Origin of the sequence: Bradyrhizobium sp. HKCCYLS3077, assembly GCF_051167555.1 — a bacterium.
In the GTDB taxonomy this organism is placed as follows: Bacteria; Pseudomonadota; Alphaproteobacteria; order Rhizobiales; family Xanthobacteraceae; genus Bradyrhizobium.
In genome coordinates this window covers 74,072-86,817 of record NZ_JBNPTH010000003.1, presented here as the reverse complement: position 1 = coordinate 86,817, position 12,746 = coordinate 74,072, and the positions used below count along the sequence as shown (strand labels likewise).

The window sequence follows — 12,746 nt, the reverse complement described above, 5'->3', positions numbered from 1 at the left end:
GCTCCTTGTCACCAGGCGGGTTGCAGCCTGATCTCCCGTGGCAGCTCGTTGCTCTTGGCCGGCAGCAGATACAACCGGCCGAAGGTCAGGGCCGCCTTGAGCGGCAGCACGGCGCGCTTCAGCGTGCCCATGATGCCGCCCTGCGCCTTCGCATCGGCGATCGCCTCCGAGATTTCTCGCAGGCGCTTGAGGCCTTCCCAGAAGCGCGGGTTGTCGATGTCGAGCATCACCGGGAAGACCTGGCGCGAGATCTCCGAGGTGATCCGGAAGACCCGCATGTCGTACTCGTCGACCGGCATGCCGAGCGCCTCGTAGAAGGCCGGGCGCATGTGGTCGCGGACATGCATGGTGGCGAACACCGCGAGCAGGAAGAACTTGATCCAGAGCTTGTTGTATCCGCTCAAGAGCTTCGGATCGGCGCGCATCAGAAGCGCGAACGCCTCGCCGTGCCGGAACTCGTCGTTGCACCACTTCTCGAACCACTTGAAGATCGGGTGGAACTGGCGTTCCGGATTGCGCTCCATCTGGCGATAGATGGTGATGTAGCGGGCGTAGCCGATCTTCTCCGACAGGTAGGTCGCGTAGAAGATGAACTTCGGCTTGAAGTAGGTGTACTTCTTCGTCTTGGTCAGGAAGCTGAGATCGACGCCGATGCCGTGATCCTTCAGGATCTCGTTGATGAAGCCGGCATGGCGGGCCTCGTCGCGGCTCATGAACTGGAACAGCTCGCGGATATCGGGATTGCTGATCCGCTTCTTGATCTCGGCATAGAGCACGCAGCCGGAGAACTCGGCCGTCAGCGACGACACCAGGAAGTCCTTGAATTCGGCGCGAAGCGCCTCGGGCAGATCGTTGAGATCCTTGTCGAACTCCGGCGTGCGCACGAAGTGCTTGCGGTTGTGGTCGGCGCGCAGCTCGGCCATGACAGCATCCCATTCGCGGCGCACCAGGTCGACATTGAGCCGGTCCATCGCCGCGAAATCGGTGGTGTAGAAGCGCGGCGTGAGGATCGTGTCCTCGAGCGCCATCTTGGTGGAAATGTTGCCGGACCCACCTTCCATTGCGATCATCTGACCCTCCCGTCCGAAAAGCTGACGTCGTACAATTCCGTGAGTTCGAGATATCCGGCGACATGCATCATCATGCGCTTCACCGGACCAGCACGAACCACAGTGGCCGTGCGGCGCAGGTTGAGCTGCTCGCCGAACTTGACCGTGATCGGCTCGCCATGAATCACGACCTCGTCGCCCGGACGGATGTTGACGTCGCGGTCGAGCGTGACATGGGCGTGCAGCGTCTCGGAGGTCTGCTCGACCTCGATGCTGCAGCCGATGTCGAAGCGGCGGGGCTCGTTGGCCCATAAGGCTCTCATCGCGTTTCTCCCATGGTCATCAGCTCCGTGAACCGGCGCCTGTTGTTGTCACCGAACGGCGCGAGATCGACCCGCCGTCCGGTGGCGGGATCGTCCAGGCTCAGGCGGCCGTCGGACCATCGGTTGATGGTGAAGGCCGGCCCCGAGCCGATCGTGTGACGCTGGCGGTCGAACGCCATGCTGCGCAGAACGGTGCGCAGGAAGCCGTCAGAGCCGGCTTCGACCACGCCGACGACCTTGCCGCTGTCGGGCGACACCACGGAGATGCCGCCGTCGGGCCGGTCCTCGAACCGCAGCGCCACCGTCTGCACGGCGGCCACGTGATCATGCTGCACGGTGCCGAGGCCGGTCAGGCGACCGACACCGGCAGCGAGCAGAGCGAAGGCGACCAGCGCAAAGGCTGCGCGCAACGCGCCCTTCGGGATGATGATTTCGGCTTCGACATGGCCCTCGGCCTGGCTCATGGCTTGTTCCTCCTCATCACGCCGCGTTGGCCACGGCGCCCGCAGGCGTGCCCTGCGGATGACCCTCAGCAGCCGCGAGCGGCTGGGCCGCGACCGCGCCATCGGAGGCCGCGACCAGCGCCTTGGCGAGAATCTCGGCGACTGCGCGGGCATCAGGCACGCCGCGCAGCATCGGCTCGACCTCGTTCAGCCGCCAGGGACGCGCATGCGGCCACAGCAGCAGATAGGACAGCCGCTGTTGCGCCAGGACGCCGAGCGGAAGATCGCCGGAGCCGTCCGCGAACAGCTTCACGTCGGCGCGCGCGATCTGCTTGAACGGTACGTTCAAGGTCATCGGCAGCACGGCGCCGAACTGCAGCAGCACGCGCCTGGAGGTGATGGTGTAGCGCGTGGTGCGGCTGTAGAGCACCGCGAGGCCGGTGAGCAGCAGCGTGGCGATCGCCACCGGCATTGCCAGCGACGACGCGCTGGCGACCGAGGCCGCCAGCGGCTGGTGATCCAGCGCACCGGCCACGACGCGCGCGCCGAACAGCGCCGCGAAATAAGCGAGCACCAGACGCAGGTGGAAGACACGCAGCAGCAGCGCCTTCACCGCCGGCTGTCCCTGCCAGAGCAGCCGCTCGCCCTCCGGCAGCATCAGCTCATCACGATCGCGAAGCCTGCTCACAGCAGCGGCTCCTGGCGCGCGGCGGTCGCATAGAGGTGGCCGCCGCCATAGTAGCCGACGATCTTGTCCTCCTCGAGCTTGGTGACCTGGTCGGCATTGGCGAGAGCGGGCACGTTGGCGAATTGTGAGCCGAGAATGGCATCGACCAGCACCGCCTTGCGCGACCTGTCGACCACGGCCATCGTCATCGGCAGCAGCACGTGGCGTCCGACGATGCCGTCGACCTCGACTTCGAGATAGCGGATCAGCATCTCGGCGCGATCGACCCACACCTCACGCACCTTGCCGCCGAGCTGGCCGTCGCAGCCGATCACCGGCATGCCGCGTGGATCCGGATCCTCCGAGGCGATGAAGATGCTGCCGTCGACGCGCAGCGGCACGATCGCCGGGATGTTGTCCATGGTCAGTTCCGGTTCGTCCCTGCGCGCGGCGAAGGAGCCCGGGCCGACGCCGTCGAGCATCGGGTTGCCGGTCGGCAGATAGGGCGTGCCCGGCCAGGGATACATCGGCGTCACCGGCGCATCCGAGCGGTCGTTGTCCCAGTTCGGCAGGCTCGCGGTACGGCCGCCATGCATGTAATAGGTCTTGCGGCTCGGCGGGGTCGGGAAGCCGTGACCGCTCGACGCGGTCCGGCGGCCGACGCGGCCCTCGAACTGCAGCGGATAGCCCTCGCGCTTGTCCTCGGTGCGCAGGTAGAAGATCAGGGCTGCGAAGAACACCCAGAACCCGTAAAGCACCACCTGGGCGACATCGATGTAGCTCGTGAAAGACGTCTGCATGGTTTCCTCCCCGACTGGGCTAACCTGGAAATTCAGCGATTCCGAACTGTAGTTGCTGCGGCTCCGCCGCCCGCCGCCGCACCAGCGGCCCGATGACCGCGAGGGTGACGAAGAGCAGCGCGATTTCGACGTGATAGACGATGCTGTAGCCGGTCGCGGGACCGGCAAGGGCTATGCCGAGGCGGCCATCGAGCGCGAGCTGCGACATCACATCGCGAATGGCGCCGCCGCCTGCGATGGCGAGTCCCGCCGCCGTGGCCTGCACCGCGCCCCAGGCGCCGAGCGCCAACCCGCTCTCGCCGTTCTGCACCAGCGCCATCGCCGCCGTCAGCGTGCCCACCGCGAACAGGCCGCCGCCAAAGCCGATCAGGGTCGTGCCGATACGGAACAGCAAGGGCGACGCGAGCGGCGCCGAGAAGATCACGGCGGAAAACGCGAACAGGCCGACGAGCCCGCCGAGCGCCGCGATGCGATAAGGATCGGACCCGCGGCCGAGACGGCGCGCCGACAGCCCGAAGCCCGCAAGCGTGCCGGCGGCGAACAACGCCGTCAGTGCGGTCGTTTCGCCCACCGTGAGGTGAAGGATCTCCGCGCCATACGGCTCGAGCAGAATGTCCTGCATCGTGAAGCCGGCGGTACCGAGCCCGACCGCGACCAGCACGCGCATCGAGCCGCCGGCCTCGCGGAACTGCCGCCAGGAGTCGCCGAAGCGCGGGCGCTCCCGGGCAGCCGACGTGCGCGAGGGATCGCGCGCCTCCTGCTTCCACAGCGCGATGACGTTGAGCACCATCTCGGTCAGCGCGGCGCCCTGGATGACCTGGATCAGCCGCATCTCGCTGAAATCGGCGAGCAGCCCGCCGAAGGTCAGCGCGCTCGCCATCATGCCGAACATCAGCATCACATAGAGGAAGGCGACGACGCGCGGGCGCGAATGCTCGGGCGCGATGTCGGTCGCCAGCGACAGGCCTGCCGTCTGCGTCGTGTGCAGCCCGGCGCCGACCAGCAGGAAAGCGAGCGCCGCGCCCACGCGCCCCGCGATGACCTGGCCCGGCGCGTCGCCCGCGGACAGCAGGAGCAGCGCGAACGGCATGATCGCGAGGCCACCGAACTGCAGCAAGGTCCCCATCCAGATATAGGGCACGCGGCGCCAGCCGAGCACGGAGCGGTGATGGTCCGACTTGAAGCCGATCAGCACGCGCAGCGGCGCGAACACCAGCGGCAGCGCCACCATGGTCGCGACCAGCCAGGAGGGCACGCCGAGCTCGACGATCATGACGCGGTTGAGCGTGCCATTGAGCAGCACCACCGAAATGCCGATCGAGACCTGGAACAGCGACAGCCGCATCAGGCGCGACAGCGGCAGCTCGGTCGAGGCGGCATCCGCAAACGGCAGATAGCGCGACGACAGCCGCGTCCACAGTTGCAGGAACGATGGTGCGCGCGCGCTCATGACGGGCGGAGCTCCAGCGCTTGCGAGATGTAGAAGCCGTTGGCGATGCGGCTGCTGCGCGCGCAGCGCCAGTCGGCGAGATCCGGCTGATCGGCAATCAGGCGAGACAGCTTCTGCTCGGCGACCGGCTCGATCGACGGCGCGCGATTGCCGCGCGGGAACAGGCCGCCGACGGCATGCATGACAGCAAGCAACGGCGTGCGCGGCGCGTAGGTCATCAGGATCGCATCGGAGGTGCGATTGGCGAGGCCGGCGACGATGCGCACGGCATCCTCGGCGCGGTAGTGAATGAACGAGTCCATCGCGACGACGAAATTGAAACCGCCATGCCGGGGGTCGAGCATGTCGCCGGCGACGAAGCGGATCGCATCGCGGCTGATGTCGTCGGGCAGCCGGCGCTGCGCGATCTCGATCAGCGTCGGCGAGATGTCGACGGCGACCACATCGGCGCCACGGCGCGCCGCCTCGATCGAGAAGCTGCCGGTGCCGCAGCCGGCATCGAGAATCCGTGCGCCGCGCAGGTCGAGCGGCAGCCATGACAACAGCGTCCGCCGCATCTCGTCGCGGCCGGCGCGCACCGTGGCGCGGATGCGGCCGACCGGCGCATCGGAGGTCAGCCGCGTCCAGGCGGCGACCGCGGTGCGGTCGAAATAGGTCTCCACTTCACTGCGGCGGGCGAGATATTCCGCTGTCGTCATGTGCCAGCCTCACTCAATCGAAGCCAAGGAGATCGAAGATATCGCGGTCCTTGAGAGCCATCGCGTGGATCGGCTCGACGCCGGCGAGCAGCGAGGCGGCGAGGCGCAGATATTCGTTCTGGGCGCGCTCGACGTCGGGCGAGGCCTCCATCTCGAACAAGGTGCACTTCTTCAGCCGGCTCTTTCGGATGACGTCGAGATCGGGGAAGTGCGCCAGCGTCTTCATGCCGATGCGCTCGTTGAACTTGTCGATCTGGTCGGTCGCGGCGCTGCGATTGGCGATCACGCCGCCGAGCCGCACCGGATAGTTGCGCGACTTGGCCTGGATCGCCGCGACGATGCGGTTCATCGCGAAGATCGAGTCGAAGTCGTTGGCGGCGACGATCAGCGCGCGATCGGCATGCTGCAGCGGCGACGCAAAGCCGCCGCAGACGACGTCGCCGAGCACGTCGAAGATCACCACGTCAGTGTCCTCGAGAAGATGATGCTCCTTGAGCAGCTTCACCGTCTGGCCGACGACATAGCCGCCGCAGCCGGTGCCGGCCGGCGGCCCGCCGGCCTCGACGCACATCACGCCATTGTAGCCCTGGTAGACGAAGTCGTCGGGGCGCAGCTCCTCGGAGTGGAAGTTGACCTGCTCGAGGATGTCGATGACCGTCGGCACCAGCCGCTTGGTCAGCGTGAAGGTCGAGTCATGCTTGGGATCGCAGCCGATCTGCAGCACGCGCTTGCCGAGCTTCGACAGCGCCACCGAGAGGTTCGACGAGGTCGTGCTCTTGCCGATGCCACCCTTGCCGTAGACCGAGAACACTTTTGCAGTGCCGATCACCACGTTCGGATCGAGCTGCACCTGAACGCTACCGGCCCCGTCAGGGCGGCGCGGGGCCGTCGTCAGCGGCGGTCTCAAGGTCACATTCATGCGGCAACTCCCACGCCTTCGAGGCGATCTTCGAGTTCTTCCCCGGCCTTGCGCAGGACATCGAGCATCTCGGCATCCGGGGTCCAGTAATTGCGCTCATGCGCTTCGATCAGACGGTTGGCGATCTTCGCGGACGCCGCCGGATTGAGCGAAGCGAGCCGCTCGCGCATCGCGGGGTCGAGCACGAAGGTCGTGGTGATCTGTTGATAGACCCAGGGGGCCACCTGCCCGGTCGTCGCCGACCAGCCGACGGTATTGGTCACATGCGACTCGATCTGGCGGACGCCCTCGTAGCCATGGGCGAGCAGCGCCTCGTACCATTTCGGATTGAGCGTGCGCGTACGCGTCTCCAGCGCGACCTGCTCCGAGAGCGTGCGCACGGTGCCCTCGCCGCGGGTCTGGTCGCCGATATAGACCGGCGCCGCCTCGCCCTTGGCGCGCTTCACCGCGCGGCTGATGCCGCCGAGCGTATCGAAATAATGATCGATCGTGGTGACGCCGAGTTCGACGGAGTCGACGTTCTGATAGGCGGCGTCGACGCCGGCCAGCACATGGCCGAGCAGCGCGTCGCGGCGGACAGGGCGGCCGTCGGTGCCGTAGGCAAAGCCCTTGCGGCGGGTATAGACGTCGGCCAGTTCGTCCTCGTCGGTCCAGGCGCCGCAATCGATCAGATGGTTGACGTTGGCGCCGTAGGCGCCCTCGGCATTGCCGAACACGCGCAATGCGGCGTCCGCGATCTCACCGCCATGCGCGGCCTGGAAGGCCAGCGCGTGCTTGCGGACATAGTTGAATTCCGCGGACTCATCCGCCGACGCGGCGAGCAGCGCGGCTTCGGCGAGCAGCTTGGTCTGCAGCGGCATCAGGTCGCGGAAGATGCCGGACAGCGTGATCACGACGTCGATGCGCGGGCGTCCCAACTGCTCCAGCGGGATCAGCTTGGCGCCGCAGAGCCGGCCATAGCTGTCATGGCGCGGCGCTGCGCCCATCAGCCACAGCGCCTGCGCGATCGGGCCGCCCTCGGTCTTGAGGTTGTCGGTGCCCCACAGCACCAGCGCGATCGTCTCCGGCAGCTTGTGGCCCTCGCCGGCATGGCGGGCGAGCAGCCGGGCGACCTGGCGCTCGGCATCCTTGAGCGCGAAGGCGCTGGGAATACGGAACGGATCGAAGCCGTGGAGGTTGCGGCCCGTCGGCAGCACGTCGGTGTTGCGCAGCAGGTCGCCGCCGGGGACGGGGCGGATGTAGCCGCCGTCGAGCGCGTGCAGGATGGCCGGCGTCTCGCTGTCGGTGGCGAGCAGTTTGTCGAGTTCGGTGCGCTTGGCGGCGTCGGTGATACCTGCGAGGTCGAGCAGCTCCTTGCGCTGCTCTTGCGGCGGCGGGGCGCCGACCACGTGGAGGCCGTGCGGGATCAGCGAATACTCCAGCTCCAGCACGCTGGCCGAGAGCGCAGCGATCCGTGCGTCACGCTCATCGCCCCAGAGCGGATCAGCCACGGCAAGATCGACCGCGGCAGCCTGCGCCTGGATCAGCGCCGCGCTGTCGGCCCTCACCTGCTCGGTCGCGTCCGGCGACAGATTACGCCAGGCGTCGAGCGAAGATTTCAGCTCGGCGAGGCCCTTGTAGAGGCCGGCGCTGGTGATCGAGGGCGTGAGATAGCTGATCAAGGTGGCGCCGCCGCGGCGCTTGGCGAGCGCACCTTCGGAGGGATTGTTGGAGGCGTAGATGTAGAAGTTCGGCAGATCGCCGATCAGCCGCTCTGGCCAGCACTCGGCGGAGAGACCGGCCTGCTTGCCCGGCATGAATTCGAGCGCGCCGTGGGTGCCGAAATGCAGCACGGCGTGGGCGCGATACTCCTCGCGCAGCCAGCGATAAAACGCGGCGAAGGCGTGGGTCGGCGCGAAGCTGTGCTCGAACAACAGCCGCATCGGATCGCCCTCGTAGCCGAAGGCGGGCTGCAGGCCGACGAACAAATTGCCGAATTGCTCGCCCAGCACCATCAGGCTGGCGCCATCGGTCTGATGGCGGCCGGGCGCCGGTCCCCATTGCTTCTCGATCTCGGCCAGATGCCGCTCGCGGCGGACATGCTGATCGACCGGAATCCGGACAGCGACATTGGCCGCAGTGCCGAACCGCTCGGCGTTGCCCTTGAGCACGCGCGCGCGCAACTCGTCCACGGTCGCCGGCACGTCGACCGTGTAGCCGGCGGCGCGCAGCGAGGTCATGACGTTGTGCAGCGACTCGAACACCGAGAGGTAGGCCGCAGTGCCGGCGCTGCCGCCGTTCGGCGGGAAGTTGAACAGCACCGCGGCGATCTTGCGCTCGGCGCGGGCCGAGCGGCGGAGTTCGACCAGCCGGGCGACGCGCGATGCGAGCTGTGCCGCGCGCTCGGGCAACGAGGCCATGTCGCGCCCCGCGTCGGCCATCGCCGAGCGGCCGCCGAACACGGTCGGGCCGACCGCGCCGTCGAGCTCGGGGATGGCGACCATCATCGTCGCCTCGACCGGCGTGAGGCCGCGCGCATCGTCATGCCACTGCTCGACGGTCTGGAATTCCAGCGGATGCGCCGCGATCAAGGGCACATCGAGGCCAGCCATGACCTCCTCGGCGGCGCGCGCGTCATTGTAAGCGGGGCCGCCGACGAGCGAGAAGCCGGTGAGCGAAACAACCGCATCGACTGTCGAGACGCCGTCCTTCTGGAAATAGCGCTCGATCGCCGGGCGCGAGTCCAGTCCGCAGGCGAACACCGGAACGACAGCGAGCCCGCGCGCCTCCAGTGCCGCGATCACGCCATCATAATGCGCGGTGTTGGCGGCGAGCAAATAGGAGCGCATCAGGATGACGCCGACGCGGCCGACCGGCTTCGCCAGGACCGGCAACTGATCGGCGCGTTCGACGATCCGTTGCGGCACCCGCGGATGATAAAGCCCGACATCCGGATAGGTCATCGGCTCGGCGGCAGTGAGCTTGCCGCGCAGCGACGCGCGCGGGCCATCGGCATAGCGGCCGACCAGAAAGCGCACCATGTTCGCAAAGTTCTGCTCGGAGCCGGCGAGCCAATATTGCAGCGTCAGGAAATAGGCGCGCAGGTCCTGCGCCGTGCCGGGGATGTAGCGCAGCAGGCGCGGCATCCGCTGCAGCATCTTCATCTGGCCCTGGCCGCTGGAATTGCCCGAGCGGTTGCTGCCGCGCAGCCGCTTCAACAGGCCGAGCACGCCGGTCGCCGAGCCCGACATCGTCAGCTTGCCGAGCCGCGTGAGGCGCACGACTTCGCCGGCCGACAGGCAGCCGATCATCGCGTCGCACCGGTCGCGGCGAGCCTGCAGGGCCGGCAGCACCGGCTGAATGTGGTCTTCCATGAACAGCATGGTGGCGACGACGATGTCGCCGGTCGCGATGTCGGCGAGGCAATGCGCCAGCGCGTCCGGATTGCAGCCCCACTCGTCGGCCGCATGCACCTTGAGATCGAGCCCGGGCAGCTCCGCCTGCAAGGTCGTGCGCGCGCGCACGGCTGCCGAGGCGAGATGGCTGTCCATCGTCACGATCACCACCCGGATGGGTGTGACGTCAGCGACCGAAATGCGCTTTGGCATCGTACAAGGTCTCGAGCGTGATCAGGTTGACGTTGCGCTCGCGCGCGAAGCGTTCGGTGTTGCGGCGTGCCTTGCCGCGCACGAAGAACGGAATCTTGGTCAGCTCGCGCTCGGCGTCGGAGGCCCAGGCGAGCTCGGTGGTGATGGAGGTCTCGACGACGCGGAGCTGCGGCTGCGGCGGCGCCGCCGGGGCGGCGCCGAGATGCGAGGGCGCGTGATCGGCGAACTCATGATCCTCGCGGAACATGCCGAGCAGATGCTCCTCCAGGCCCATCATCAGCGGATGCACCCAGGTGTCGAACAGCACGTTAGCGCCTTCGAACCCCATCTGCGGCGAGTAGCGCGCCGGGAAATCCTGCACATGGGTCGGCGACGAGATCACGGCGCAGGGAATGCCCAAGCGCTTGGCGATGTGGCGCTCCATCTGCGTGCCGAGCACGAGCTCAGGACGGAGTTCGCTGACACGGGCTTCGACCTCCAGATAGTCGTCCGTGATCAGTGGCTCGACGCCGTAGAGCGCGGCGGCCTCGCGGATCTCGCGGGCGAATTCGCGGGCATAAGTGCCGAGGCCGACGACCTCGAAGCCGAGTTCCTGGGTCGCGACGCGCGCCGCGGCGACGGCATGGGTGGCATCGCCGAAGATGAAGACGCGCTTGCCGGTGAGATAGGTCGAGTCAACCGAGCGCGAATACCAGGGCAGCCGGCTCTCGGCGCGTGACAGAACGGGCTCTGCATCGATGCCGGCAAGGCCTGCGACCTCCTTGATGAAGTCGCGCGTCGCGCCGACGCCGATCGGGATCGTCTTCGTATAGGGCTGGCCAAACTGTCGGTTCAGCCATTGGGCCGCCGTCAGCGCGATTTCCGGATACAGCACGATGTTGAAATCGGCCTCCGGCAGGCGAGCGAGATCAGCCGGCGTCGCGTTCCACGGCGCCACCACATTGATCTCGATGCCGAGCTCCACAACCTGCCTGGTCACTTCCGCGAGGTCGTCGCGGTGACGGAAGCCGAGAGCCGTCGGACCAAGCAGGTTGCAGACTGGACGAGCGCCCGCCTCCCGTTCACGGCGGGGGGAGCCATCAGCGGAAGACGCAGCCAACGCCCGTACAATCCGGTAGAACGTTTCCGAGGCGCCCCAATTCTCCTTGCGCTGATAGGCCGGCAGCTCGAGCGGGATCACCGGAATCGGAAGCCTCAAGGCAAGCGCCAGCCCGCCGGGATCGTCCTGGATCAGCTCGGCGGTGCAGGATGCGCCGACCAGCATCGCCTGCGGCTGGAAGCGCTCGTAGGCCGCGCGCGCCGCGCTCTGCAGCAGATCCGCGGTGTCGCCGCCGAGGTCCCGCGCCTGGAAGGTGGTGTAGGTGACGGGCGGCCTTCGGTCGCGGCGCTCGATCATCGTGAACAAGAGATCGGCGTAGGTGTCGCCCTGCGGCGCGTGCAGCACGTAGTGCACGTCGCGCATCGCGGTCGCGATGCGCATCGCGCCGATATGCGGGGGACCCTCATATGTCCAGACCGACAGCTGCATCTCACACCGCCAGTCGCGTTTGCCGCAGCAAGGGCCGCGCGAACAGCTCGGCGAGATCGCCGGCCTGCTCGAAGCCTTGAATCGGCGTGAAGATCAGTTCGATCGACCATTTGGTCGTAAGGCCTTCGGCCTCCAGCGGATTGGCGAGACCGAGACCGCAGACGACAAGATCGGGACGCGCGTCGCGGCAGCGATCAAGCTGGCGCTCGACGTCCTGGCCCTCGCTGAGCTGCGTCCCGGCGGGCAGCATCGAAAGCTCCGCGGCGAGATGATCGCGATGCAGATAGGGCGTGCCGACCTCGACCAGCTCCATGCCGATCTCACGCGCAAGGAACCGCGCCAGCGGGATCTCGATCTGCGAATCCGGAAACAGGAAGATGCGCTTGCCGGCGAGCTGCGCGCGATAGCGCGCCAGCGCCTTCTCCGCCCGCGCTTTCAAAGGCGCGAGGGTACGCTCGACATGGCTGCGCGAAACGCCGAAGGCGTCGGCCGCAGCAGTCAGCCACAGCGCGGTGCCCTCCCCGCCCAACGGAAACGGCGCCGCGATTCTGCGGCAACCGCGTTCTTCCAGTGCGCGCGCGGTGTCCCCAAGGAACGGCTGCGCCAGGAGAATGCGTGTTTCCGGTCCGATCGCCGGCAGCTCCGACGAACGGCGCGGCGGCAGGAATGAAACGTTGTCGATCCCGAGCGCGGCGAAGGTCCGCTTGAACTGATCCTCGACGACATCGGCGAGCGCGCCGACCACGAGCAACGACGGCCGCGCGGCGCGGTCGGCTTGCGGCAACACCGGCACCAGCGCAGCGAGGCAGGCATCCTCGCCTTGCGTGAACGTCGTCTCGATGCCGCTGCCGGAGTAGTTGAGCACGCGCACGCCGGGCGAGAAGCGCTGGGACAGCCGCAACGCCGCGCGCGACAGATCGAGCTTGATCACCTCGGACGGACAGGAGCCGACCAGGAACAAGAGCTTGATCTCGGGGCGACGCGCCAGGAGCTGCGCGACGATGCGGTCGAGCTCGTCATTGGCATCGACGAGGCCGGCAAGGTCGCGCTCCTCCATGATCGCGGTGGCAAAGCGCGGCTCGGCGAAGATCATGACGCCTGCGGCCGACTGGATCAGATGCGCACAGGTGCGCGATCCCACGACGAGGAAGAACGCGTCCTGAATTTTCCTGTGGAGCCAGACGATGCCGGTGAGGCCGCAGAACACCTCGCGCTGGCCGCGCTCGCGCAGCACGCCGTCTGCTGATGAGGCCGACGCCACGGCACAGGCTTGTGCGGACAT

Annotated in this window: 11 protein-coding genes; all 11 read right to left on the bottom strand. The window is 67.4% G+C overall.

Translation table 11 applies throughout. The features are described from left to right. Positions 1-8: 8 nt before the first annotated feature. Genes acsF through ACQR0Z_RS12210 form a run of 11 tightly spaced genes read right to left on the bottom strand, consistent with a single transcriptional unit; the run spans position 9 to position 12,746 of the window. Positions 9-1,070 (bottom strand): magnesium-protoporphyrin IX monomethyl ester (oxidative) cyclase, encoded by a 1,062-nt coding sequence (gene acsF, locus ACQR0Z_RS12260; protein ID WP_434918780.1) that lies wholly within the window; start codon positions 1,068-1,070, stop codon positions 9-11. Then, entirely contained in the window at positions 1,067-1,372 is a 306-nt protein-coding gene (locus ACQR0Z_RS12255) for a hypothetical protein (protein WP_434856019.1), read from the bottom strand. The genes acsF and ACQR0Z_RS12255 overlap by 4 nt, the downstream gene beginning before the upstream one ends. Next, entirely contained in the window at positions 1,369-1,836 is a 468-nt protein-coding gene (gene puhC, locus ACQR0Z_RS12250) for a photosynthetic complex assembly protein PuhC (protein WP_434918779.1), read from the bottom strand. The genes ACQR0Z_RS12255 and puhC overlap by 4 nt, the downstream gene beginning before the upstream one ends. A gap of 16 nt (positions 1,837-1,852) precedes the next feature. Further along, positions 1,853-2,473, bottom strand: a complete 621-nt coding sequence (gene puhB, locus ACQR0Z_RS12245) for a photosynthetic complex putative assembly protein PuhB (RefSeq protein WP_434877644.1) — start codon at positions 2,471-2,473, stop codon at positions 1,853-1,855. Positions 2,474-2,499: 26 nt separating this feature from the next. Further along, positions 2,500-3,282, bottom strand: coding sequence for a photosynthetic reaction center subunit H (puhA, locus tag ACQR0Z_RS12240; protein ID WP_434856021.1), 783 nt, complete (start codon positions 3,280-3,282; stop codon positions 2,500-2,502). Positions 3,283-3,301: 19 nt separating this feature from the next. Further along, positions 3,302-4,732 (bottom strand): BCD family MFS transporter, encoded by a 1,431-nt coding sequence (locus ACQR0Z_RS12235; protein WP_434856022.1) that lies wholly within the window; start codon positions 4,730-4,732, stop codon positions 3,302-3,304. Next, positions 4,729-5,430, bottom strand: a complete 702-nt coding sequence (bchM, locus tag ACQR0Z_RS12230; protein WP_434856023.1) for a magnesium protoporphyrin IX methyltransferase — start codon at positions 5,428-5,430, stop codon at positions 4,729-4,731. Before bchM ends, ACQR0Z_RS12235 begins: the two co-directional genes overlap by 4 nt. A 13-nt stretch (positions 5,431-5,443) precedes the next feature. Then, the gene (gene bchL / locus ACQR0Z_RS12225; RefSeq protein ID WP_434918778.1) at positions 5,444-6,349 is read right to left on the bottom strand and encodes a ferredoxin:protochlorophyllide reductase (ATP-dependent) iron-sulfur ATP-binding protein; all 906 of its coding nucleotides are present in this window, start codon (positions 6,347-6,349) and stop codon (positions 5,444-5,446) included. Next, positions 6,346-9,936, bottom strand: a complete 3,591-nt coding sequence (locus ACQR0Z_RS12220; protein ID WP_434918777.1) for a magnesium chelatase subunit H — start codon at positions 9,934-9,936, stop codon at positions 6,346-6,348. Before ACQR0Z_RS12220 ends, bchL begins: the two co-directional genes overlap by 4 nt. Beyond that, entirely contained in the window at positions 9,911-11,464 is a 1,554-nt protein-coding gene (gene bchB / locus ACQR0Z_RS12215; RefSeq protein ID WP_434918776.1) for a ferredoxin:protochlorophyllide reductase (ATP-dependent) subunit B, read from the bottom strand. Before bchB ends, ACQR0Z_RS12220 begins: the two co-directional genes overlap by 26 nt. A gap of 1 nt (position 11,465) precedes the next feature. Further along, positions 11,466-12,746 carry a ferredoxin:protochlorophyllide reductase (ATP-dependent) subunit N gene (locus ACQR0Z_RS12210; protein WP_434919300.1) on the bottom strand — a complete coding sequence of 427 codons (1,281 nt, stop codon included), beginning with the start codon at positions 12,744-12,746 and terminating at the stop codon, positions 11,466-11,468.